The sequence below is a fragment of the Novosphingobium sp. Gsoil 351 genome (assembly GCF_009707465.1).
GTDB lineage: Bacteria > Pseudomonadota > Alphaproteobacteria > Sphingomonadales > Sphingomonadaceae > Novosphingobium.
Genome location: NZ_CP046120.1, coordinates 2,042,985 through 2,065,411 on the forward strand (window position 1 = coordinate 2,042,985; position 22,427 = coordinate 2,065,411).

The 22,427-nt window shown below is 66.2% G+C and carries 21 protein-coding genes, 1 tRNA gene and 1 pseudogene; 6 read left to right on the plus strand and 17 right to left on the minus strand.

Annotated elements, in window-relative coordinates; all coding sequences use genetic code 11:
- Positions 1-9: 9 nt before the first annotated feature.
- From GKE62_RS09855 to GKE62_RS09865, 3 genes are all read left to right on the plus strand, one after another.
- Positions 10-3,216, plus strand: a complete 3,207-nt coding sequence (locus GKE62_RS09855; RefSeq protein WP_230207073.1) for an efflux RND transporter permease subunit — start codon at positions 10-12, stop codon at positions 3,214-3,216.
- An 89-nt stretch (positions 3,217-3,305) separates the two neighbouring features.
- A complete protein-coding gene (locus tag GKE62_RS09860) occupies positions 3,306-4,523 on the plus strand; it encodes a DUF445 domain-containing protein (protein WP_154693662.1) in 1,218 nt (405 codons plus the stop codon).
- 2 nt (positions 4,524-4,525) lie between these two features.
- Positions 4,526-5,095, plus strand: coding sequence for a GNAT family N-acetyltransferase (locus tag GKE62_RS09865; RefSeq protein WP_230206615.1), 570 nt, complete (start codon positions 4,526-4,528; stop codon positions 5,093-5,095).
- 4 nt (positions 5,096-5,099) lie between these two features.
- Here the strand turns inward: GKE62_RS09865 and GKE62_RS09870 are convergent, their stop codons facing one another.
- The 3 genes from GKE62_RS09870 to sucC are packed head-to-tail and all read right to left on the minus strand — an operon-like array spanning position 5,100 to position 8,003.
- Entirely contained in the window at positions 5,100-6,029 is a 930-nt protein-coding gene (locus tag GKE62_RS09870; RefSeq protein WP_154692094.1) for an electron transfer flavoprotein subunit alpha/FixB family protein, read from the minus strand.
- Positions 6,026-6,775, minus strand: a complete 750-nt coding sequence (locus tag GKE62_RS09875) for an electron transfer flavoprotein subunit beta/FixA family protein (RefSeq protein WP_154692095.1) — start codon at positions 6,773-6,775, stop codon at positions 6,026-6,028. Before GKE62_RS09875 ends, GKE62_RS09870 begins: the two co-directional genes overlap by 4 nt.
- A gap of 28 nt (positions 6,776-6,803) precedes the next feature.
- Positions 6,804-8,003, minus strand: coding sequence for an ADP-forming succinate--CoA ligase subunit beta (sucC, locus tag GKE62_RS09880; RefSeq protein WP_154692096.1), 1,200 nt, complete (start codon positions 8,001-8,003; stop codon positions 6,804-6,806).
- A gap of 164 nt (positions 8,004-8,167) precedes the next feature.
- Here sucC and GKE62_RS09885 point away from each other — a divergent pair, with 164 nt between their 5' ends.
- Positions 8,168-8,962: a 3'(2'),5'-bisphosphate nucleotidase CysQ gene (locus tag GKE62_RS09885; RefSeq protein ID WP_154692097.1), complete on the plus strand. Its 795-nt coding sequence runs from the start codon at positions 8,168-8,170 to the stop codon at positions 8,960-8,962.
- A gap of 118 nt (positions 8,963-9,080) precedes the next feature.
- Here GKE62_RS09885 and GKE62_RS09890 read toward each other — a convergent pair whose 3' ends face one another.
- A complete protein-coding gene (locus tag GKE62_RS09890; RefSeq protein ID WP_154692098.1) occupies positions 9,081-10,076 on the minus strand; it encodes an aldo/keto reductase in 996 nt (331 codons plus the stop codon).
- A gap of 87 nt (positions 10,077-10,163) precedes the next feature.
- Complete coding sequence (locus tag GKE62_RS09895) at positions 10,164-10,856, minus strand: OmpA family protein (protein WP_154692099.1); 693 nt, start codon at positions 10,854-10,856, stop codon at positions 10,164-10,166.
- 164 nt (positions 10,857-11,020) lie between these two features.
- Between GKE62_RS09895 and GKE62_RS09900 the strand changes: the two genes are divergently transcribed.
- Complete coding sequence (locus GKE62_RS09900; protein ID WP_154692100.1) at positions 11,021-12,343, plus strand: hemolysin family protein; 1,323 nt, start codon at positions 11,021-11,023, stop codon at positions 12,341-12,343.
- Positions 12,344-12,474: 131 nt separating this feature from the next.
- Here the strand turns inward: GKE62_RS09900 and GKE62_RS09905 are convergent, their stop codons facing one another.
- From GKE62_RS09905 to GKE62_RS18510, 9 genes and pseudogenes are all read right to left on the minus strand, one after another.
- Positions 12,475-12,882 carry a DUF3035 domain-containing protein gene (locus GKE62_RS09905; RefSeq protein WP_154692101.1) on the minus strand — a complete coding sequence of 136 codons (408 nt, stop codon included), beginning with the start codon at positions 12,880-12,882 and terminating at the stop codon, positions 12,475-12,477.
- Complete coding sequence (gene lspA, locus GKE62_RS09910; RefSeq protein WP_154692102.1) at positions 12,882-13,412, minus strand: signal peptidase II; 531 nt, start codon at positions 13,410-13,412, stop codon at positions 12,882-12,884. The genes GKE62_RS09905 and lspA overlap by 1 nt, the downstream gene beginning before the upstream one ends.
- Positions 13,409-16,368, minus strand: a pseudogene (locus GKE62_RS09915) (isoleucine--tRNA ligase). Before GKE62_RS09915 ends, lspA begins: the two are co-directional and overlap by 4 nt.
- A 190-nt stretch (positions 16,369-16,558) precedes the next feature.
- Positions 16,559-17,476, minus strand: coding sequence for a bifunctional riboflavin kinase/FAD synthetase (locus GKE62_RS09920; RefSeq protein ID WP_154692103.1), 918 nt, complete (start codon positions 17,474-17,476; stop codon positions 16,559-16,561).
- A complete protein-coding gene (locus GKE62_RS09925; protein ID WP_230206616.1) occupies positions 17,473-17,976 on the minus strand; it encodes a dihydrofolate reductase in 504 nt (167 codons plus the stop codon). Before GKE62_RS09925 ends, GKE62_RS09920 begins: the two co-directional genes overlap by 4 nt.
- A complete protein-coding gene (locus GKE62_RS09930; protein WP_154692104.1) occupies positions 17,973-19,028 on the minus strand; it encodes a 5-(carboxyamino)imidazole ribonucleotide synthase in 1,056 nt (351 codons plus the stop codon). Before GKE62_RS09930 ends, GKE62_RS09925 begins: the two co-directional genes overlap by 4 nt.
- 4 nt (positions 19,029-19,032) lie before the next feature.
- On the minus strand, positions 19,033-19,515 hold the full coding sequence (gene purE, locus GKE62_RS09935) for a 5-(carboxyamino)imidazole ribonucleotide mutase (RefSeq protein WP_154692105.1): 483 nt from the start codon (positions 19,513-19,515) through the stop codon (positions 19,033-19,035).
- Positions 19,516-19,534: 19 nt separating this feature from the next.
- The gene (gpmA, locus tag GKE62_RS09940) at positions 19,535-20,221 is read right to left on the minus strand and encodes a 2,3-diphosphoglycerate-dependent phosphoglycerate mutase (protein ID WP_154692106.1); all 687 of its coding nucleotides are present in this window, start codon (positions 20,219-20,221) and stop codon (positions 19,535-19,537) included.
- A 43-nt stretch (positions 20,222-20,264) separates the two neighbouring features.
- Positions 20,265-20,405 (minus strand): hypothetical protein, encoded by a 141-nt coding sequence (locus tag GKE62_RS18510; protein ID WP_195908334.1) that lies wholly within the window; start codon positions 20,403-20,405, stop codon positions 20,265-20,267.
- 86 nt (positions 20,406-20,491) lie between these two features.
- Here GKE62_RS18510 and GKE62_RS09945 point away from each other — a divergent pair.
- Positions 20,492-20,566 (plus strand) — tRNA-Thr (locus GKE62_RS09945).
- Here the strand turns inward: GKE62_RS09945 and GKE62_RS09950 are convergent.
- From GKE62_RS09950 to GKE62_RS09960, 3 genes are read right to left on the minus strand one after another with little or no spacing between them, the layout of a single operon-like run.
- Positions 20,545-21,120: an NADPH-dependent FMN reductase gene (locus tag GKE62_RS09950; protein ID WP_154692107.1), complete on the minus strand. Its 576-nt coding sequence runs from the start codon at positions 21,118-21,120 to the stop codon at positions 20,545-20,547. The genes GKE62_RS09945 and GKE62_RS09950 overlap by 22 nt on opposite strands.
- 11 nt (positions 21,121-21,131) lie before the next feature.
- Positions 21,132-22,106 carry a quinone oxidoreductase gene (locus tag GKE62_RS09955; protein WP_154692108.1) on the minus strand — a complete coding sequence of 325 codons (975 nt, stop codon included), beginning with the start codon at positions 22,104-22,106 and terminating at the stop codon, positions 21,132-21,134.
- On the minus strand, positions 22,103-22,393 hold the full coding sequence (locus GKE62_RS09960) for a GNAT family N-acetyltransferase (protein ID WP_154692109.1): 291 nt from the start codon (positions 22,391-22,393) through the stop codon (positions 22,103-22,105). The genes GKE62_RS09955 and GKE62_RS09960 overlap by 4 nt, the downstream gene beginning before the upstream one ends.
- Between the last annotated feature and the right edge of the window lie 34 nt (positions 22,394-22,427).

The following is a 22,427-nucleotide window of genomic DNA, read 5'->3' on the forward strand; positions in this document are numbered from 1 at the left end:
GAATCCCTCATGAACTTCCGCAACATCTCCGCCTGGTCGATCCGCAACCCGGTGGTGCCGATCGTCCTGTTCATCGGATTGACGCTGGCGGGGATCGTCGCGTTCATGGGAATGAAGGTCCAGGGCGATCCCGACATCGAGTTCCCCGCGGTGATCATCTCGATCTCGCAGCCCGGCGCCGCGCCGACCGAGATCGAGACCCAGATCACCCAGCGGATCGAAAGCGCGGTGCGCACGATCAGCGGCGTATCCTCGATCAGCTCTACCGCGCGCGAAGGCAACAGCCAGACCGTGGTCGAGTTCCAGATCGGCACCGACATCAACGAAGCGGTCAACGAGACCAAGAACGCAGTCGATCAGGCCCGCGGCGAGCTGCCTGACGGCATTCTCGAGCCGCAGGTCACCAAAATGCAGACCTCGTCTCAGCCGATCGGCTATTTCGCGGTTTCGGCCACCGACATGACGATCGAACAGCTAAGCTGGTTTATCGACGATACGGTATCGCGGCGGCTGCTGGCGATCCCCGGACTCGCCGGGGTCGATCGCGCGGGCGGGGTGGACCGCGAGATCGTGGTCGAGCTCGATCCAGCGCGGATGCAGTCGCTCGGCGTGACTGCCAGCCAGATCAACACCGCGCTGCGCGCCAGCAACACCAACACGGCGGGCGGGCAAGCGCAGATCGCCGGATCGCGCCAATCGGTGCGCGTTCTCGGCAACGCCAAGACCGCCTACGACCTCTCGCAGTCCGAGATCGGGCTGCCCGGCGGGCGCACCGTCCGGCTGACGGACGTCGCCCGGGTCAGCGACCGCTATGGCGAACTCAGTTCGATGGCAAAGGTCCGCGGCACCCAGGTGATCACTTTCGGGATCACCCGCGCGCGCGGCGAATCCGACGTCAGCGTCTACGACGGCGCGCTCGCCGAGCTCGACAAGATCACCAAGGAAAACGGCGGGCGGGTCAAGTTCACCCGGCTCTACACCAGCGTCGACGACATCAAGGTCCAGTACGAAAGCTCGATCGCCGCGATGATCGAGGGTGCGGTGCTCGCGGTGATCGTGGTGTTCTTCTTCCTGCGTGACTGGCGCGCGACGGTGATCTCCGCGATCGCGATCCCGCTTTCGGCCATCCCGACTTTCTGGTTCATGGACCTGCTGGGGTTCACCCTCAACGCATTGTCGCTGCTCGCCCTTGGGCTTGTCGCGGGCGTTCTGGTAGACGATGCGATCGTCGAGATCGAAAACATCGTCCGCCACATGCGGATGGGCAAAAGCGCCTACCAGGCTTCGATCGACGCCGCCGACGAGATCGGCCTGGCGGTGGTCGCGACGACCTTCTCGATCGTCGCGGTGTTCCTGCCGGTCGGCCTGATGCCAGGCGTCTCGGGCCAGTTCTTCAAGAATTTCGGGCTGACCGTCGTGGCCGCGGTGCTGATGAGCCTGCTCGTCGCGCGGATGATCACGCCGATGATCGCGGCCTATTTCCTCAAGGCCAAGGGTCACGCCAGTCACGGCGAAGGGCCGCTGATGGACCGCTACATGGCGGTGCTAGCGTGGTCGCTCGACACCCGTGCCGCGCGCGCGTTCCGCGAGGCCGCGCGCCGCGCCGATGGCCGCATTCCCTTGCGCAAGCGGCTCGCCGCGCGGCTGCGCGATCACCGCTTGTGGATGCTGGGAATCGGGTTCGGCTCGTTCCTGCTGACGGGCGTGTTGTTCGCCACCATCCCGCAGGAATTCTTCCCAACCGGGGACAGTAACTTCAGCCGCGTCGGTATCGAGATGGTGCCCGGCACCACCTTGCAGCAGACCGAGGCGGTGGCCGATCAGGTCGCCGCGATCGTCAACCGCGAGCCTGAGGTGGGCGAAGCGCTCGAGCGTATTCGCGAAGGTTCGGGCAATGTCTTCATTACCCTGAAGGAGGATCGCGCGCGGACCAGCCAGGAGTTCGAACGCGCGCTGACGCCGGTCCTCCAGAAGATTCCCGACGCGCGGGTCACCTTCCTGTCCAACCAGGGCGGCGGCCCTGGCGGCGGGACGGGACGGGCGATCTCGGTGATGCTCTCGGGCTCCAACCCGGACCTGCTCAACCGCACCGCCGCAACGCTGGTCCAGCAGATGAGCGGGCTCAAGTCCGTGGTCGCGCCGCGCGTCTCGGCCGACATGCGTCGGCCCGAGATCATAGTCACCCCCCGGCTCGATCTCGCCGCGCAGCTCGGCGTGACGACGGCCGCCCTGAGCCAGGCGATCCGCATCGCCACCCAGGGCGAGATCGATCAGAACAGCGCCAAGTTCTCGCTTTCGGACCGCCAAGTGCCGATCCGGGTCAAGCTGCCCGAAAAGTCCCGCCGCGACATCGAGACCATCCGCAACCTGCCGGTGCCGACCGCTAGCGGAGGATCGGTGCCACTGAGCCGAGTCGCGGCGATCACCTTTGGCTCGGGGCCGACCACTATCCAGCGCTACAACCAAAGCCGCCGAGTGTTCATTGGCGCCGATCTTGCGCCGGGCGTGGTCAAGGGTACCGCCGACAAGGACATCGCCAAGCTGCCGGTCATGCTGAACCTGCCGCAGGGCGTGTCCAATGCGCCATTCGGATCGGACCAGTGGCAGCAAGAGATGCTGGTCAACTTCTTCATCGCGCTGACCGCGGGCGTGTTGCTGGTCTTCTCGGTGCTGGTGCTGCTCTATCGCCGGTTCGTCTCGCCGTTGGTCAACATGGGATCGCTGTTCCTGGCCCCGTTGGGCGGGCTGATCGCGCTGTTGATCACCGGGCAGCCGATCAGCCTCGCGGTGTTCATCGGCGTGCTGATGCTGTTCGGAATCGTCGCCAAGAACTCGATCCTGTTGATCGACTTCGCGATCGAGGAGATGGCGTCTGGCCGCAAAAAGCTGGAAGCGGTCATGGATGCGGGCCACAAGCGCGCCCAGCCGATCGTCATGACCACCGTGGCCATGGTCGCGGGAATGATCCCGACCGCGCTGTCGCTGAGCGGCGACGCCGCGTTCCGCGCGCCGATGGGGACGATGGTGATCGGTGGGCTGACGTTGTCGACCCTGCTCACCCTGCTGATCGTGCCGGCCGGGTTCAGCCTAGCCGACGGAATCGAGAAGCGGCTCGGGCCGTGGCTCGGCCGCAAGGTGCTGACTTATCGCGAGGGCGATGATCGGAATGACCCGGCGCGGAACGATCCGGGGCGCGAGGCCGTTCCCGCGGAGTGAAATCGCCCGCGCTGATCGCTCCCGCCCGCACCAGGGCTTTCGCCCGCCGCCTGGGCATCGCGGATGCTCCGGTCGATCGCGCGCGGCAGATGCGCCGTACCGCCACCGGGTTGCTCGTGGCCATGGCCGGTCTGTTCTTCGTCGCGCGCACATTCCGCGATGTGCATCCGGTGTGGGGCTATGTCCTGGCCTTCGCCGAGGCGGGGATGATCGGCGGGATGGCAGACTGGTTCGCCGTGACCGCGCTGTTCCGCCACCCGCTGGGCATTCCGATCCCGCACACCGCGATCATCCCGGTCAACAAGGACCGCATCGCCGATACGATGGCCGGGTTCCTCCAGGACAACTTCCTCACGGTGCCGGTGATCTCGCGCCGCATCCAGGCGATGAACGTCGCCCAGGCGCTCGGCGATTTCCTCTCCGATCCCCGCGAGGCCGAGGGTATGCAAGGCACCCGCCTGCGCGCAGGGGTAGCCAACCTGATCGGCGACGTGCTCGAATCGCTCGATCCTGAAAAGCTCGGCGGACTGGCCAAGGGCGCGCTACGCAGCCAGCTCGAGAAACTCGACGTCGCCCCGCTGCTGGGCCAGCTGCTCGGCGCGGCGATTGCCGACAAGCGCCACATGCCGCTGTTCGAGGACTTCGTGCGCTGGAGTGGCGGCGTGCTCGAGGACAACGAGCCGATGATTCGGACGATGATCCACGAGCGCGCGAATGCCATCGTGCGGTGGACCAAGCTCGACGAGACGCTCGCCAACGCGATCCTCGACGGGCTCTACAAGCTGCTCGCCGAGACCGTGGTGGTGCCCGATCACCCGGTCCGGCTGAAGGTCGAGCAGGGGCTCGAAGACCTCGCCCACAAGCTGGTCCACGACCCGGCGATGCAGGCCAAGGTCGCCAGCCTCAAGCGCGAAGTTCTGGCCAACCCGGCGTTCGCGCGCTGGCTCGACGGAATGTGGGAACGCGGCCGCGCGGCATTGCTGCGCGCCACCCGCGATCCGCACAGCGCGCTGTCAGGCCAGTTCGGCGAGAGCATCGCCGAGCTGGGAGGGGCGTTACAGCGCGATGTGCGCCTTCAGCACCTGGTCAACCGTTTCGCCCGACGGACGGTGGTCGGCACCGCGACGCGCTATGGCGACCAGATCGTCCGGCTGGTTTCGGAGACGGTGCGCCGCTGGGACGCCCGCACGGTGACCGGCCGGATCGAAGGCGCGGTCGGCCGAGATCTCCAGTTCATCCGAATCAACGGCACGCTGGTCGGCGGGCTGGTCGGGGTGCTGATCCATGCAATCGACACGGTGCTGTGAGCGTGCCTGTCCTAGTCACCGAAAGGCTCGAGCTGTGGCGCCCGCAGGCGAGCGACCGCGCGGGCCTGCGCGCGCTGATCGGCCCGGGAGAGGTGCGCCGCTTCCTCGGCGGGATGGAAGCGAACGACGCCGACGTATTTGCCAGGCTGCTGCGCAATGCAGGAAGCTGGGCGCTCTACGGTTACGGCACTTTCATGGTTCGCCATCGGGGGCGACCGGAGATCGTCGGCAACTGCGGGGTGTTTCACTCATGGCGCGGGTTCGGGCCGAGCCTCGACGACGTCGCCGAAGCGGGCTGGATCGTGGGCAAGAGCGCGTGGGGCAAGGGCTATGCCCAGGAAGCCATGGCCGCGGCACTCGACTGGTTCGAGCGTGAGCACGGCGCGCAGCCGACGCTGTGCATGATCGAGCAGGGACACCGCGCCTCGGAGGCGGTGGCGGCGAAGCTCGGGTATGTGGCTTGCGATCGGGTGGCAGAGAAGGACGAGCGGCCGTTGATCGTTTATCGGCGTCCCGCTGCGAACTCCGGAGCCAAACCGCTTGCCGAGTGGACGCGAGCCCAGCCAGCCTGAGTGATCACAGCTTCCCCGTCAGCTCCGGCACCAAATTGAACAGGTCGCCCACCAGCCCGATGTCCGCCACCTGAAAGATCGGGGCGTCTTCGTCCTTGTTGATCGCGATGATGGTCTTGGAGTCCTTCATCCCGGCAAGATGCTGGATCGCGCCCGAGATGCCGATCGCGATGTAGACCTGCGGGGCGACGATCTTGCCGGTCTGGCCAACCTGGTAATCGTTGGGGACGTAACCGGCATCGACCGCAGCACGGCTCGCGCCGACGCCCGCGCCGAGCTTGTCGGCGAGCGGAATGATCACCTGCTGGAACGTCTCGGCATCCTTGAGCGCGCGGCCGCCCGAGACGATGATTTTCGCCGACGTCAGTTCGGGGCGCTCGCTCTTGGCGATTTCCGAGCCGACAAAGCTCGACAGACCCGATTCGCCGGGACCGCTGACCGCCTCGACGCTGGCCGAGCCGCCGCTGGTTTCGGCCTTGGCGAACGCGGTGCCGCGCACGGTGATGACCAGCTTCGCGTCGCTCGATTCGACCGTGGCGATGGCGTTGCCGGCATAGATCGGACGGGTGAAGGTCTTGGGGCCTTCGACCGAGAGGATGTCGCTGATCTGCATCACGTCGAGCAGGGCAGCGATCCGCGGGGCGATGTTCTTGCCGGTCGTGGTGGCGGGTGCGAGGAACGCGTCGTAGTTGGCCATTAGGCCAGCAACCAAAGGCGCGACGTTCTCGGCCAGTTCGTTGGCATAGGCCGCATCGTCGGCCTTGAGCACCTTGCTCACCCCCGCGATCTGCGCGGCGGCCTGCGCCGCGCCCTCGCAGCCTGCACCCGCGACCAGCGCGGTGACGTCGCCCAGCTTGGCGGCCGCGGTGACGACCGCCAGGGTGGCGTCCTTGACGCTCGCGTTGTCATGCTCGACCCAGATCAGCGTGTTCACGAGACCACTCCCATTTCCTTGAGCTTGGCGACCAATTCATCGACCGAGCCGACCTTGATCCCCGCGCTGCGCACCGGCGGCTCGCTGACTTTCAGCGTCTTCAAACGCGGCGCGGTGTCCACGCCGTAATCGGCGGGCGTCTTCTGCGCCATCGGCTTGTTCTTGGCCTTCATGATGTTGGGCAACGACGCATAGCGCGGCTCGTTGAGGCGCAAGTCGGTGGTGACCACCGCCGGAGCGGTCAGCTTCACGGTCTCGAGCCCGCCGTCGATCTCGCGCTTGACCGTGATCGTCTCGCCCTCGACCGTCAGCTCGTTGGCAAAGGTGCCCTGCGGGCGCCCAAGTAGCGCCGCGACCATCTGGCCGACCTGGTTGCTGTCGTCGTCGATCGCCTGCTTGCCGGTGATGATGATCCCCGGCTGTTCCTCGTCGGCGATCGCCTTGACGATCTTGGCGACGGCGAGCGGCTCGACCTCGTCGTCGATCATCACCAGGATCGCGCGATCGGCGCCCATCGCCAGCGCGGTGCGCAGCGTTTCCTGCACCTTCTGCGGCCCGACCGAGACCGCGACGATTTCGGTGACCGCGCCCTTTTCCTTGAGCCGGATCGCTTCCTCGACCGCGATCTCGTCGAACGGGTTCATGCTCATCTTGACGTTGGCGAGATCGACGCCGGTGCCGTCGGACTTGACCCGCGGCTTCACGTTGTAATCGATCACCCGCTTGACGCAGACCAGGGCTTTCATGAGGCTTCCTTCTTGAAACGGGTGCGGCTCACGCCGCCTTCTTTACTTCGGCCACGATCTTGCGCGCGGCGTCGCCAAGGTCGTTGGCGGGAACGATCGCCAGCCCGGAACTGGCGAGGATCGCCTTGCCCTGCTCGACATTGGTGCCTTCGAGGCGGACCACCAGCGGCACTGAAAGGTTCACTTCCTTCGCCGCCGCAACGATGCCGTCGGCGATGATGTCGCATTTCATGATCCCGCCGAAGATGTTGACGAGGATGCCCTCGACCGCCGGGTCCGACAGGATGATCTTGAACGCCGCGGTGACCTTTTCCTTGCTCGCGCCGCCACCCACGTCGAGGAAATTGGCAGGAAACGCGCCGTTCAATTTGATGATGTCCATCGTCGCCATCGCCAGGCCTGCGCCGTTGACCATGCAGCCGATGTTGCCGTCGAGCTTGATGTAGGCGAGATCGGACTTGCTGGCCTCGACCTCGGCGGGGTCCTCCTCGGTCTCGTCGCGCAACGCCTCGATGTCCGGGTGGCGGTACATCGCGTTCGAATCGAAGCTCATCTTCGCATCGAGGACGAGGAGCTTGCCATCGACGGTTTCGACCAGCGGATTGATCTCGAGCATCGAGCAGTCGGTCGCGAGAAACGCGTCGTAGAGCTGCCGCGCCAGCTTTTGTGCGGCCTTGTTGGTCTCGCCGGTCAACTTTAGCGCATAAGCGACCTCGCGGCCGTGGTGCGGCTGGAAGCCTTGCGCGGGGTCGATGGTCAGCGTGGTGATCTTCTCGGGGGTGTCGTGCGCAACGTCCTCGATGCTCATCCCACCCTCGGTCGACACGACCATCGCCACCCGTCCACTGGCGCGATCGACCAGCAGCGCGAGATAGTATTCCTTGGCGATATCCACTCCGTCGGTGACATAGAGCCGGTTGACCTGCTTGCCGCTCTCGCCGGTCTGGATCGTCACCAGCGTGTTGCCGAGCATTTCGCGCGCGTTGGCCTCGACCTCTTCAAGCGACTTCGCCAGCCGGACCCCGCCCTTGGCCTCGGCGGGCAGTTCCTTGTATTTGCCCTTGCCGCGCCCGCCTGCGTGGATCTGCGCCTTGACCACCCATAGCGGGCCGGGAAGCTTCTTTGCGGCGGCGACCGCCTCTTCCACGTTCAGCGCCGGATAGCCCGCGGGCACCGCGATGCCGGCTTTGGCGAGCAATTCCTTGGCCTGGTATTCATGAATGTTCATGCAAGCGTCCCGATTGCCGGAAGTTATGAGAATCCCGCGCGGTGCGGGCGCGAGGGCGCCTAAGCACAGGGGGCGGCGTTTGAAAAGGGGGGGCGTTAACCGCGCGATTAATCCAATACCTGCGGCTTGCGAGCCGCAACGAAAAGGCACAAGCGACAACGGCCGTGATCGATCGTGCCCGCCTCGAACAGATCGTCCGCCAAGCCGGCGCGACCGCGCTCGCGACTTGGCCGGGGCACGGCCACGCGCTGGAGGTCTGGGACAAATCACCCAACAACCCGGTCTGCGCCGCGGACATCGCTGTCGATGCGTTCCTCAAGCGCGAACTGGGTGCGCTGCTCCCATCGGCCGGTTGGCTTTCCGAGGAAACCGTCGATCATCCCGAGCGGCTCGAACGCGGACTGTGCTGGTTGGTCGATCCGATTGACGGCACCCGCGATTTCATCGGCGGGCGGCCTGGCTGGGCGGTATCCGTGGCGCTGGTCAGCGAGGGACGACCGCTGTTCGGGATGCTTGCGGCGCCCGCCCGGTTGATCGAGGGTGAGCCCGAATTCTGGAGCGCCGAGGCGGGGCAAGGCGCGTGGCGCAACGGGGTGGCGCTTACCGCAAGCCGACGCCTCGCGCTTGCCGGATCGCGCGTTCCCGCCGATGCCCTGCCGGGTCCCGACGCCGATCTAGTTACCGTCTACAAGCCCAACTCCATCGCGCTGCGGATCGCGATGGTGGCCGCCAACGAGGCTGACTTGCTCGCCACCTTGCGTTGGGGGTTTGAATGGGACGTCGCCGCGGCCACGCTGATTGCGCGCGAAGCAGGTGCCGCGGTCAGCGACGCGTTCGGCCAGCCGCTCGCCTACAACAAACGCGATCCGCGCGCCTTCGGCGTGCTGGTCACCGCGCCCGCGATCCATGAGGCGGCGGTTGAGCGACTGGCGGAGCGGGCGGAAAAGCTGGGGCGCTGATCTTCGGTGAAACCGCCAACACCGCCCTTCCCCTGCGAAGTCGAGCGATGCCGCGCACCGTCCGACCCGCGCGGCCGAAGTCTCGGATCCGCGCCGCTGACCAGTGGGGGACCGAGGTCTACGCGAACTCCTCGGTGTCTATCGTGCGCTGCATCGCTTCGGCGTAGCGTCCGCCCGCGACGGTTTCGCGGTTGATCAGCGAATCAAGCTCGGCGCTGACCGCGGCGGGCAGTTCCCAATCCCACCGGGCGATGTTTTCTTCCAGGTGCGCGATGTTTGCGGTGCCGGGGATCGTCACCACATGGTCGCCGCGCGAGAGCACCCAAGCGAGCGAGAGCTGCGCCGGGGTCACGCCCTCGCGCGCGGCGATCGCCTCGAAGCGGTCGAGCAGCTCACGATTGGCCGCCCAGTTCTCCCCGCCAAAGCGCGGCATGGAACGGCGGATGTCTTTTGCGCCAAGCGCGCCCGCATCGCGCACCCCGCCTGCCAGCGCCCCGCGGCCGACAGGCGAGAACGCCACGAACGTCGTCCCCAATTCACGGCAGACGTCGAGCACCGCGATTTCCGGGTTTCGGGTCATCAGCGAGTATTCGGTCTGCATCGCCGCGATCGGATGCACCGCGTCGGCCTTGCGCAGCGTCTCCGCAGACATCTCCGACAGTCCGATCGAGCCGATCTTGCCGGAGGCGACCAAGTCCGCCAGCGCCCCGATCGACTCCTCGATCGGCACGGTGAAATCGCGGCGGTGGAGATAGTAAAGGTCGATCCGTTCGGTGTTGAGCAGACGCAGCGATTCGTCGAGCGCGGCGCGGATCGTTTCGGGGCGGCAATCGATCCGGCGCTTGTCGCCATCGACGATGATCCCGGTCTTGGACGCGAGGAAAAACTCGTTGCGCCTGGCCGCAAGCGTCTTGCCGATCAGAGTCTCGTTATGGCCGAGGCCATAGATGCGCGCGGTATCGAGGTTGTTGTACCCAAGGTCGAGCGCGCGTTCGAGAAGCTTGGCGCCGTCCTCGTCCGACGGCGGGGTGCCGTAAGCCCAGCTCAGCGACATGCAGCCAAGCCCGATGGGGTTCACGGCGCGACCGGCGATCGTGCGGGAGGTTATCGGCATGGGCGACCTTTCCTGCGAAAGGCCGCCCGATGCCAGCGCCCATAATTTAGTGCAAGACCGGACGGGCAAACCCGGTCGCGACGTGGCCTACTGCCCGCCGCGCGCCGCGGCGACGTCTTCCTGAGTGATCGGCACGATCTTGATCTCGACCCTGCGATTGCGCGCGCGGCCATCGACCGTATCGTTCGAGGCGATCGGCTGGGTTTCGCCAAAGCCCTGCCAGCGCACCCGCGAAGCCGAGACGCCGCGGCTGGTCAGATAGTCGCTGACCGCCTTGGCGCGGCGTTCGGACAACGCCTGGTTGTACTGGTCCGACCCGGTCGAATCGGTATGTCCGTAGACGTCTATCAGGCTGTTGGGATAGTCGCGCAGCGATTGTGCGATCTGGTCGAGCGTGGTGCGGAAGTTGGGCGAAATCGCCGAGCTGTCGGTGGCGAAGGTCACCCCGTCGGGCAAGTTGACCAGGATCGCCTGGCCATTGTCGGTCGTCGACACGTCGATCCCCGAACCCGCAGTCTGTTCCTTGAGTTCCTTGATCTGCTTGTCCATCTGATAGCCGACGACCGCGCCGCCGACGCCGCCCAGCCCCGCGCCGACGATGCGCCCGGTCTTGCCGCCGATCACCCCGCCCAGCAGACCTCCGAGGACGGCCCCGCCAACCCCGCCGATCGCGGTGCGCGAGACCTTGCGCTCGCCGGTGTTGGGATCGGTGACGCAGGCCGAAAGGCTGACGAGCGAGACGGCGGCGAGGCTTGCGCCAAGAAGACGGGTGGAGAGCATGGGTTCTTCCTTGTTCGTGGTTCGTGCGGTGCGACCCAGACGGTATAACATAGGCGAAGATGAAGTCGGTTTAGTCAGCAAAACTGGCCTTAACCTGAATAGTTCCCCAAATCTTCGACCTCCATGGCCTTCGCACGGTCGCGCACATCTGCTAGCGCACCCTGGTGACGCCATTTCCCTGGTCCGATGTCCTGATCATCGCAGGGCTGATCCTGCTCAACGGCCTGTTTTCCATGTCGGAACTGGCGATTGTCTCTGCGCGCACCGCGCGCCTAAAGATCGCGGCGGAGGAGGGCAGCAGCGGCGCCGCCACGGCGCTGCGCTTGGCTGCCGATCCAGGCAAGTTCCTTTCCAGCGTCCAGATCGGGATCACCCTGGTGGGGATCATCGCAGGCGCGTTTTCTGGCTCGCGACTGGGAGGGCCGGTCGGCCAGCGCCTGGAATTGGCCGGGCTGTCGCACCGCTATGCGGAACAGGCCGGGTTCGCGCTGGTCATCGTGCTGACCACCTACTTCAGCCTGGTCGTAGGCGAACTGGTGCCCAAGCAACTCGCGTTGCGCGCCGCCGAGCCGATCGCCAAAGTCGCCGCGCGACCGATGGTGATCGTGGCGATGGTGACCGCGCCGTTCGTGTGGCTGCTCGATCGTTCGTCGAGCACGATCATGCGCCTGTTCGGCTTCGCCAAGGGCGGGGAGAACCTGCTCACCGCCGAGGAACTCCAGATGATCTTCGCCGAGGCCACCCGCCACGGGGTGATCGAGGAAGGCGAGCGCGCGATCATGAGCGGAATTATGCGTCTCGCCGACCGCCCAGTGCGCGAGGTGATGACCCCGCGCACCGAAGTCGATTTCATCGAGCGCCGCGCGACCGAAGCCGAGATTCGCGCGGCGATGATCGCCAGCCCGCACTCGCTGATACCGATCGCCGACGGATCGATCGACACGATCGTCGGGGTGGCCAAGGTCAAGGACATCCAGGCGGTGCTGTTGCGCGGGCGCAAGGTCCAGCTGACGCGGCTGATGAGAAAGCCCGCGATCGTCCCCGACCAGCTCGACGCGATGGACGCGCTGGGAGTGCTCCAGACCGCCGACGTGGCGATGGCGCTGGTTCACGACGAGTACGGCCACCTCGAAGGCGTGGTGACCCCGGCGGATCTGCTTTCGGCCATCGCCGGCAATTTCGTCAGCCACCAGGACGAGGGCGATGAGCCGATGTGGATCGAGCGCGAAGACGGCTCGCTGCTGGTCTCGGGCGCGTTGCCCGCCGACGTGATGGGCGATCGCCTCGGCCTCGATTTGCCCCACGACCGCGATTATGCGACCGCGGCGGGCTACGTCCTGTCGGTGATGAAACGCCTGCCTCAGGAAGGCGAGCGCTTCGACGAGCAGGGCTGGCGGTTCGAGGTCGTCGACATGGACGGGCGCAAGATCGACAAGCTGCTGGTGTGCCGGTTGCGCAAGGCGCGCGAGGAAGATGCCCCGGAATAGCCGTCCCGGCCTTCGCTCGTATCGAGCAGGGAGCGCAGCGGCCGACCGTCTAGACGCCGCGCGCTAGGGCGAGGTTCGGGGCGTTGTCTCGATTGCGCTCGACATGAGCGGGCTTGGAATGGCGGCGGCGATTAACCCTGCGCGGGAATCGCCGCCTGCGCCTCGCGGCCGTCGCCTTCGGGGGCGGCGAGGATGTCGCGGGTGACGCTACCCTTCGCGACAGTATTGGTCTGCGGATCGCCGACGGTGCTGCGGATGCCGGCAGCCGAAGCCCCGGCGCGACCCAGCGCGTCCTTTTCCACCTGGCTGCGCGGCGCGGGTCCGCCGAACAGCGCGTCGAGTGCCTGGCTGCTGGCGTCGTTGTCCTGAGGACGCGGGGCACCGGGGTTGGGCGGAGTCAGAGCGAAATCGGGCGGGACCACCAGCGGCGCCTGGCGTGAGACCGCGAATTCGTCGGGCCGCTCGCGGTTGAGGAACCCGGTCGAGCCGCAACCTGCCAGCGCTGCCGAAAGGACGAGAAGGGTGGGGAGAGTGCGCATCAGTGAAGAGTCTCCGGAGCCGGCGCGTCGCCGGCTGAATTTGGGGCAGGTTTGGCGGGCTTGTCGCGCAAAAGCAGCGAGCGGGCAAGTAGCAGCACGACCCCGCAGGTGATCGCCGCATCGGCGACGTTGAACACCATGAACGGGCGAAACGCGCCGAAGTGGAGGTCGAGGAAGTCGACCACGTAACCGAACCGCGCGCGATCGACGATGTTGCCGAGCGCGCCGCCAAGGACGAGGCCGAGCGCGACGATGTCCCAGCGGTTCTTCTCGCGGCTGATCCACACCGCCACCCCGACGGCGATCGCCGCGGTGACCGCGACCAGCGCCCAGCGCTGCGCGTCGCTGTCGGCGGTCAGCATCCCCAGGCTGACGCCGTGGTTTTCGACATAAGTGAAGTTGAAGATCGGCAAGAGGACCACCTGCCCCACCTCGCGCAGCGCGAGCGGCGCGAGCATGAGCCACTTGACCAGCTGGTCGAGCGCAAACACGCCGAGCGCGAGTGCGTAGCCGGAAGCGCGGTGGGTCATGCCGCCGCGTCCATGCCCGCCACCACCTGATCGCACCGTGAACACAACGCGCCGTCCTCGGTCACCTCGGGCAGGTGCCGCCAGCAGCGGCCGCATTTGCGGCGCTCGGTCTTGCGGACTGACGTCGGGCCTTGGTGCACCGCTGACACGATTAAGACCTCGGCGAGGTCGAGGTCTCCCGGATCGCCCGGATATGTGTACTCAACCTCGAGGCTCGAACCGATCACCTTTTGACGCCTCAGAGGTTCGATAACTTCGTTGGCCAACATTCGTTGGCTCCGAATCGCGTTCCAGTTCTCAATCAACTCGTCATCCCGGCGAAGGGTTTGGGCGGTCGGCAGCACGGGCCATTCCAGCAAATGCACCGACCCTTCGCCCGGAAACCGCGTGCCCCAAACCTCCTCGGTGGTGTAGACCAGCACTGGCGCGGCGTAGCGCACCAGCGCGTGGAACAGCGTATCGAGCACGGTGCGGCAGGCCATGCGCTTGGGATCGTCGGCCGCGTCGCAGTAGAGCGAATCCTTACGGATATCGAAGTAGAACGCCGACAGATCCTCGTTGCAGAAATCGACCAGAGCGCGAGTGTAGGTGTTGAAGTCGAAGTCCTCGACCGCCTGCTTCAGCGTCGCATCAAGTTTTGCAAGCAGCGCCAGCAAATAGCACTCCAGCTCGGGCATCGCCGCCACCTCGACCCGCTCGGCGTCAGAGAATCCCTCCAGCGCACCCAGCAGATAGCGGAAGGTGTTGCGCAGCTTGCGGTATTGGTCGGCGACGCCCTTGAGGATTTCGTCGCCGATGCGGTGGTCTTCGGTGAAGTCGACCGACAGCGCCCACAGCCGGATAATGTCGGCGCCGTAAGTCTCCATCACCTTGAGCGGATCGATGGTGTTGCCCACCGACTTCGACATCTTCAGCCCCTTGGCGTCCATCGTGAAGCCGTGGGTGAGGATCGCCTTGTACGGTGCGCGGCCGCGCGTGGCGCAGGATTCAAGCAGCGAGGACTGGAACCAGCCGCGGTGCTGGTCCGACCCTTCGAGGTAGAGATCGGCGGGCGGGCCGACGTATCCTTCGGGCCGCATCATCTCGGGCCAGCGCCCGCTTTCCATCACGAAGGCGTGGGTGCAGCCCGAATCGAACCACACGTCGAGGATGTCGGTGACTTGCTCGTAATCGTCGGCGGCATAGTCGTTGCCGAGATATTCCTGCGCGCGCGTAGCGGTCCAGGCGTCGACTCCGCCCTCGCGCAACGCGGCGACGATGCGTCCGTTGACCGCGGGGTCGGTGAGGTATCGGTTGGTGCCCTTCTTCACGAACAGCGTGATGGGCACCCCCACGCGCGCTGGCGGCTGAGCACCCAGTCTGGCCGCCCCTCGACCATGCTGCCGATGCGGTTGCGCCCCTTTTCGGGCACGAAGCGCGTGGCGGCGATGGCGGCGAGCGCGGTTTCGCGCAGCGTCTCGCCCTCGCCCTGCGCGGCGCGTATTTCCGCCTCGTCGGCGCAACGCGGCACCTGGCGGTCGATCGGTCGATCCATCGGCACGAACCATTGCGGGGTGCAGCGGTAGATGACCTTGGCCTTGCTCCGCCACGAGTGCGGATACGAATGCTTGTAATCCGCACTGGCCGCGAGCAGCCCGCCGCTCTCCCGCAAGTCCGTGCAGATCGGTCCTTCGGGGGCGTTGAACTTGGGGTTGATGACGCTGGCGCTACGTGGATCTGGGCCGGGGAGCCAGCCCCAGTCGGCGCGGTACTTGCCGTCAGCTTCGACCGCAAACACCGGCTCGATCCCGTGCGCCTTGCACAGTGCGAAGTCGTCCTCGCCGTGGTCGGGCGCCATGTGGACGAGCCCGGTGCCGCTGTCGGTGGTGACGAAATCGCCGGACAAGAACGGGCGCGGCTTGGCGAAGAACCCGCCGAGGTGGTGCATCGGGTGACGGGCGATGGTCCCGGTGAGGTCCGAGCCTTTCAGCTTGATCCCTTCCAGTAAGCCAAGCCTTGGTCTTGCTCCGTCGGGCATTGGCGGCATCAACGCATCAACTCGGCGACGCACCTCGCCTTCAAGTTCCTTAGCGATCAGGAGCTTGCGGCCGGACCAGTCGTTCAGCGGGTGGGTATCTTGGGCTGCCTCAAGATTAGCGTCGCCCACACCGCTAGCGCCCATTGCAACCGTGTAGATTCCGTACTCAACCTCCGGCCCATAAGCCAAAGCCTGGTTGACCGGGATCGTCCACGGCGTGGTCGTCCAGATCACCGCGTGCGCGCCGACCAGTTCGGGGATCGGGGATTCGACGATCTCGAACGCCACGTCGATCTGCGTCGAAACCACATCCTCGTACTCGATCTCGGCCTCGGCCAGCGCAGTCTTTTCGACCGGGGACCACATCACCGGCTTGGCCCCGCGATAGAGCTGGCCGGATTCGGCAAACTTCATCAGCTCGGCAACGATCGTCGCCTCGGCCTGGAAGTCCATCGTCAGGTAGGGGTGGTCCCAGTCGGCGTTGACGCCGAGGCGTTTCAATTGCTCGCGCTGGCGATTCACCCAGTGCTGGGCATAGGCACGGCATTCGGCGCGGAATTCTTGCGGAGGAACCTCGTCCTTGTTGCGCTTCTTCTTGCGGTATTCCTCCTCGACCTTCCACTCGATCGGCAGGCCGTGGCAATCCCAACCAGGGACATAGGGGGCGTCCTTGCCGAGGAGCGTCTGGCTGCGGACGACCATGTCCTTGAGCACGTGGTTGAGCGCGTGGCCGATGTGCATGTCGCCGTTGGCGTAAGGCGGGCCGTCGTGGAACAGGAATTGCTCCCGACCGCGCCGTTGTTCGCGAAGGCGCTCGTAGAGCTTTTCGTCTTGCCAGCGCGCGAGAAACCCCGGCTCCTTGGCGGGGAGCCCTGCCTTCATCGGAAAGTCGGTCTTCGGCAGGAAGACGGTGGATCGGTAGTCGCGCGGTTCGGTCATTGCGCGCGGGCCTTAGCGATGGCGAGGCGGCGGCGCAATTTGTGTCACACGAAGACACGAAGGCACGAAGAGACTGGGCATACGGCGAAGCCGCTTGTTCATTCCGGCCAGGGCGCATCGCGGTGCCGGGATCGACGCGGACTGCGGCGCAGCACGACATCTTCGTGCCTTCGTGTCTTCGTGTGAACCCTCAACCGAGCAGCCGCCGGGCCTCTTGGCAATCCGCGTCCATCTGAGCTTTCAGGTCGTCTAGCGAATCGAACTTCGCCTCCGGACGGATGAAGTGGTCGAAGGCGACCTCGATCTCCTGCCCGTAGAGGTCCTCGGCAAAGTCGAAGAAGTATGGTTCGAGCAATTCCTTCGGCGGATCGAACGTCGGTCGCACCCCCAGGTTGGCCGCGCCCTTCAGCATCCGGCCGTCGGGCAGCTTTCCCGTGACCGCATAGATCCCATAGCGCGGCCGGATGAAGCCGTACATCGCAAGGTTGGCCGTGGGATAGCCCAGCGTCCGCCCGACCTTGTCGCCGTGCTGGACTTCGGCGCGGATCGCGAAGGGGCGGGTCAGCAACCGGGTCGCCTCGGTGCAATCGCCCGTCTTGAGCGCCTTGCGAATGCGGGTGGACGAGACTGGCGCTCCGTTGTCGATCACCGGTGCGGTGGTCCTGACCTGCAAGCTATAGCCCGCACCCAACCCGCGCAGCATCGCGATGTCGCCGCCGCGGTTTTTACCGAACGTGAAATCGCCGCCGGTCACCACCCCCGCCGCGCCGATATGCTCGCCCAGCAAACGGACGAATTCCTCGGGCGTCAGCTCGGCGAAGGCAGCGTCGAAGTGGAACACCAGCATCGCGGCCGCGCCAGCGGCGGTGAACCAGTCCTCGCGCTGCTCGAGCGAACTGAGCCGGAACGGCGCCGCATCGGGCACGAAGTGGCGGATCGGATGCGGCGAAAACGTAGCGACAATCGCCGGGCGGTTCTCGGACTTTGCCCATTCGATCGCCTCGCCGACCACCGCCTGGTGGCCGCGGTGAAACCCGTCGAAGTTGCCCAGCGCGAGGATCGCCCGACGCAAGGCGTCGGGCATCGGATTGCGGTGATCCAGCCTCACCCAACGCGCTCCAACGTCACGAAATCGTAGGGCGGCTCGCCTTCCAGCGGCTCTTGCGTCACGCGCTTCACCTCACGCCAGCGCGCCGGATCGAACCCCGGCATCGTGGTGTCGCCGTGGATCGGCGCGTCGATCTCGGTCAGTTCGATCCGCGTCGCGAGCGGTTCGAACAGCGCGAAGATTTCCGTGCCGCCGATCACCGCGACGTCGTTATCGCCCGCATCGGCGATCCACAGGGCCGACTCCTCGTCCTGCGCGACGTCCACCCCCTCGGCCGACCACTCGGCATCGCGGGTGATCACCACATGGCGGCGACGGGGGAGCGTGCCGGGCAGGCTCTCAAAGGTCTTGCGCCCCATGATCACGGTCTTGTCGAGGGTGAGTTGGCGGAAGCGGCGCATGTCGGCGGGAATTTTCCAGGGTAGGCCGCCGGCATTGCCGATCACGCCGTTGGTGGCGCGGGCGACGACCAGGAACAGGCCGGGGATAGGCTTCGTCACAACGTCAACCTTGTCACGTGGCCCATCTTGCGGCCTGGGCGCGCCGCGGCTTTCCCATAAAGGTGCAGGTGATTGGCGGGATCGCTGAGGATTGCCGCCCAGTCTTCCGCGGCATCGCCGATCACGTTGCGCATCTCCACGCCCTTGGCGGCGAGCGTGGTGTCGCCCAGTGGCAGGCCGCAGATCGCGCGGATGTGGTTCTCGAACTGGCTGGTGAGCGCGCCTTCGATCGTCCAGTGCCCCGAGTTGTGGACGCGCGGGGCCATCTCGTTGAACACCGGACCGCTGGCGGTGGCAAAGAATTCTAGCGTGAGCACGCCGACGTAGTCGAGCGCCTCGGCGGCCTTGCGCGCGAGATCACGCGCGGCGGGGATCTGCGAAGTGACCGCCCCGCTGGCTGGAACGCTTGAGCGCGACAGGATGCCGCCCTTGTGGACGTTCTCGGCGCTGTCCCAGAAGCGGATGTCGCCATCGGCGCCGCGCACCAGAATCACCGAGAATTCGGCGATGAAATCGACCAGCGCCTCGTAGATCAGTGGCTTGGCGGGCAGGTCGAGCGCCGCGGCGTCCGTGGGCGAGGCAATCCGCCACTGCCCCTTGCCATCGTACCCGTCGCGGCGCGTCTTCAGGATACCAGGCGCGCCGATGCCTTCGATCGCGACGGTCAGCTCGGCGGCTGAATCGACTTCGGCGTAGGCCGCGGGCACCCCGCCGAGGTTTTGAGCAAACCGCTTCTCGGCCAGCCGGTCCTGCGCGATTTCCAGCGCGCAGGGATGCGGCAGCACGCTCGCCTCGCCCAACGCGGCGAGCGGGGCGACCGGCACGTTCTCGAACTCGTAGGTGATCACCGCGCAGTCGCGCGCGAACTTGGCCAACGCCTCGGCGTCATACCATCCCGCGCACGTGAATCCGCCGCAGACTTCGGCTGCGATGCTGTCCGCCTCGGGCGCGTAGACATGTGCGCGATAGCCGAGCTGCGCCGCGGCAATTCCCAGCATCCGCCCGAGCTGCCCGCCCCCGAGGATTCCGATGGTTTCGCCCGGAGCGATCATCTGGTCATTCGGGCCGATCGACGACAGCAGCGGTCTGCGCGGCGCGGTAGGCCTGCAACCGTTCCGCCAGCGCCTGGTCGGCTATCGCCAGGATCGCCGCCGCGAGCAGCCCGGCGTTGGTCGCCCCCGCCTCGCCGATGGCCAGCGTGCCCACCGGAATTCCGGCAGGCATCTGGACGATCGACAGAAGCGAATCCTGGCCTTTAAGCGCCTTTGATTCCACCGGCACGCCGAGCACCGGCAAGTGGGTCATGCTGGCCACCATTCCCGGCAGATGCGCCGCCCCGCCCGCACCGGCGACTATAACCTTGAACCCCGCCGCCGCCGCGCCCTTGGCGAACGAAACGAGCCTGTCGGGAGTGCGGTGCGCCGAGACGATCCTAGCCTCATGGGCGACGCCCAGCGCGTCAAGCGCCTGGGCGGTACGGCTCATCGTCGCCCAGTCGGACTGACTGCCCATCACGATCGCGACCAGCGGCTGCCCCATGTCCTGCCCCCAAAGAATCTCAGCGTTCGGCGAGGTAGTAGCGGTCCGACACCGCCAGGTCGTCGGCCAATTCGTAGATGAGCGGCTGCCCGGTCGGAATTTCGAGATTCGGGATCTCCGAGTCGGAGATTCCCGACAAGTGCTTGACCAGTGCCCGCAGCGAGTTGCCGTGGGCCGAGACGATCACGGTTTCCCCGCCGCGCAGCGCGGGCACAATCTCAGTTTCGTAATAGGGCAGGACGCGGGCGATAGTGTCCTTGAGACTTTCCGCCGCAGGCACCGCGACATCCGCGTAGCGCGGATCAGATGACAGGTCGAATTCGCTGCCCGGCTCCAGCGGCGGTGGCGGAATGTCGAAGCTGCGTCGCCAGATGTGAACCTGTTCGGCGCTGTGTTTCGCGGCGGTCTCGGCCTTGTCGAGGCCAGTCAGCCCGCCATAGTGACGCTCGTTAAGCTTCCAGCTCTTGGTTTCGGGCACCCACAACCGCCCGCAGGCCTCCAGCGCGAGATGCAGCGTCTTGATCGCCCGGGTCTGAAGCGAGGTGAACGCGCATGTCGGCAGGATGTTCTTCGCGGCCAGGAGATCGCCCGCTGCGCGCGCTTCGGCGGCACCCTTCTCGGTCACGTCGACGTCCCACCAGCCGGTGAAGCGATTCTCGAGATTCCACTGCGACTGGCCGTGGCGGATCAGGATCAGGCGCGGCATTGGGGCTCCGTGGCGGTCGGCGGGGAGCGAGAGGCCCTAAAGGTCACGGGCCGCTTTGGGAAGGGTCCGGCGGCGTGGCGCCTTGCCTTAAGGCTCGCGCCTGTTCCTTGCGGCGACGCAGATTGGCGCGCAGTTCGGCGGCAAGGCGTTCCTCGCGCGTAGGCCTGGGCGGGTCGTCTGCCATGGCCCCAGCTTGACAAAGCCCAGGCCCGCCCGCAATAGCGCGCCGCCACTCGCCTAAGGCAGTTGGCGAAAAAGCGGAAATGGTTGGCTGCTGTAGCTCAGTGGTAGAGCGCATCCTTGGTAAGGCTGAGGTCGGGAGTTCAATCCTCCCCAGCAGCACCATTTCCCTGTTCGATCGAAGCGACAAACTTCACCAGCAGCGCCGCGAGCCGCTCGCGTGTTTCGCCGTCGGTCAGGTCGCCATCGGCATCGAACAGTTTGCCCGAACGGGCCACGGTCAGCGGCGCTCCGAACCAGGGTGCCGCTCCCAACTGCCGCAGCACTGGTAGCCACGCCGCCTGCGATAGAACCGTGCCGAACCCGCCCGGCGAAGCGCCGATCAGCGCGACCGGTTTGCCCCCGAACACGCGAGCGATGTCGCTGTTGGGACGCGACAGCCAGTCGATCGCGTTCTTGAGCACGCCGGGAATCGACGAGTTGTACTCTGGAGTGGCAATCAGCAAGCCATCTGCTGCGGCAATCGCGTCCTTGAGTCCGGCCACGGCGGACGGAATCCCCTCGGCTTCCTCAAGATCGCCGTCGTAGAGGGGGATTCCGGCGATGCCGTAGACCGCCAGCGTGCTCCCGGCGGGCGCGAGTTGGGCCGCAGCGCGGAGCAGACCCGAATTGAACGACGCCCGGCGCAGGCTGCCCCCCAGACCGACGATGATGGTCACGGCGTTCTCCTTCAGGGAATGAGGATCGTCGATCCCGTCGTCGAGCGCGCTTCGAGATCGCGGTGCGCCCGCGCCGCTTCGCGCAACGGATAAGTCTGACCGATCGTCACCGTCAGTACACCATTGCGGATCAAGTCGAACACCCGGCCCACCCCCGCGGCGGCTTCGCCGGGAACGCGGTAATAGTCGAACAGCGTCGGGCGGGTGACGAATAGCGAGCCCTTCTGTGCCAGCACGCCCAGATTGACGCCCTCGACCGCGCCCGAGGCGTTGCCGAAGCTGACGATGATCGCCCGCGGCGCGGCCGAATCGAGCGAGGCTTGCCACGTGTCCTTGCCGACACCGTCGAAGATGGCGCGCACACCGTTGCCCCCAGTCAGTTCGCGGACCTTGGGCGCGACCGCGTCGCGATCGTAGCGGATGACGTGTTCGGCTCCTGCCTCCCGCGCCGCCTCGGCTTTGGCGTCGGTTGAAACCGTGCCGATGACCTTCGCGCCCACGTGCTTCAGCCATTGGACCAGCACCAGCCCGACCCCGCCCGCGGCGGCGTGCACCAGCACCGGCCAACCTGCCTCGACCCGCGCACAACGCTCGACCAGCGCCTCGACGGTGCAGGCCTTGAGCAGCGCGGCGGCGGCGATCTCGTCGCTTACGCCGTCGGGAATACGAAACAGCGCCGCGGCAGGAAGATTGCGCGCGGTGGCGTAGGCGCCCGGACCCATGAAGGTGCAAACCCGGTCGCCTGGCGCAAACCCCGTCACGCCTTGGCCGACCGCTTCGACCAGGCCCGCCGCTTCCATGCCCAGCCCGGAGGGCAGCGTGACCGGATAGAGACCGCCGCGGTGGTAGGTGTCGATGAAGTTGAGACCGACCGCAGTGTTGCGCATCCGCACTTCGCCAGGACCGGGAGGTGGCAGTTCGACCTCGCGCCACTCGATGACTTCGGGGCCGCCCTGGCGCTCGATAAACGCGGTGGTCTCGCTCATGCGCGCAACTCCGCCCAATCGGGATGCCGGCGGAACGCGGCTTCGACGTAGCTGCACTGGGGGACGATCCTGTCGCCCGCTTCGCGGGCGTCGGCGATCAGCGCCTCGACCAGCTTGGCCGCGACGCCCCGCCCGCCGATTTCTGACGGCACCAGCGTGTGGTCGGCGATCAGCGTCTTTCCGCGCCGCTGATAGGTCAGCCGTCCGATCGCGTCGCTGCCCGCTACCACTGCATGATATTCCCCCCGCGCGCCTTGGTCGTGGCGAGTAATGGTCGTGCCGTCCATGAAATCTCCTGTGCTTGACCGCCAACGCGCGAAC

Coding starts and splice junctions, on each gene's coding strand:
- GKE62_RS09855 (WP_230207073.1), top strand. CDS start 10: ATGAACTTCCGCAACATCTCCGCCTGGTCGATCCGCAACCCGGTGGTG.
- GKE62_RS09860 (WP_154693662.1), top strand. CDS start 3,306: ATGCGCCGTACCGCCACCGGGTTGCTCGTGGCCATGGCCGGTCTGTTC.
- GKE62_RS09875 (WP_154692095.1), bottom strand. CDS start 6,775: ATGAAAGCCCTGGTCTGCGTCAAGCGGGTGATCGATTACAACGTGAAG.
- sucC (WP_154692096.1), bottom strand. CDS start 8,003: ATGAACATTCATGAATACCAGGCCAAGGAATTGCTCGCCAAAGCCGGC.
- GKE62_RS09890 (WP_154692098.1), bottom strand. CDS start 10,076: ATGCCGATAACCTCCCGCACGATCGCCGGTCGCGCCGTGAACCCCATC.
- GKE62_RS09895 (WP_154692099.1), bottom strand. CDS start 10,856: ATGCTCTCCACCCGTCTTCTTGGCGCAAGCCTCGCCGCCGTCTCGCTC.
- GKE62_RS09905 (WP_154692101.1), bottom strand. CDS start 12,882: ATGCGCACTCTCCCCACCCTTCTCGTCCTTTCGGCAGCGCTGGCAGGT.
- lspA (WP_154692102.1), bottom strand. CDS start 13,412: ATGACCCACCGCGCTTCCGGCTACGCACTCGCGCTCGGCGTGTTTGCG.
- GKE62_RS09930 (WP_154692104.1), bottom strand. CDS start 19,028: ATGATCGCTCCGGGCGAAACCATCGGAATCCTCGGGGGCGGGCAGCTC.
- purE (WP_154692105.1), bottom strand. CDS start 19,515: ATGGGGCAGCCGCTGGTCGCGATCGTGATGGGCAGTCAGTCCGACTGG.
- gpmA (WP_154692106.1), bottom strand. CDS start 20,221: ATGCCGCGCCTGATCCTGATCCGCCACGGCCAGTCGCAGTGGAATCTC.
- GKE62_RS18510 (WP_195908334.1), bottom strand. CDS start 20,405: ATGGCAGACGACCCGCCCAGGCCTACGCGCGAGGAACGCCTTGCCGCC.
- GKE62_RS09955 (WP_154692108.1), bottom strand. CDS start 22,106: ATGAGCGAGACCACCGCGTTTATCGAGCGCCAGGGCGGCCCCGAAGTC.
- GKE62_RS09960 (WP_154692109.1), bottom strand. CDS start 22,393: ATGGACGGCACGACCATTACTCGCCACGACCAAGGCGCGCGGGGGGAA.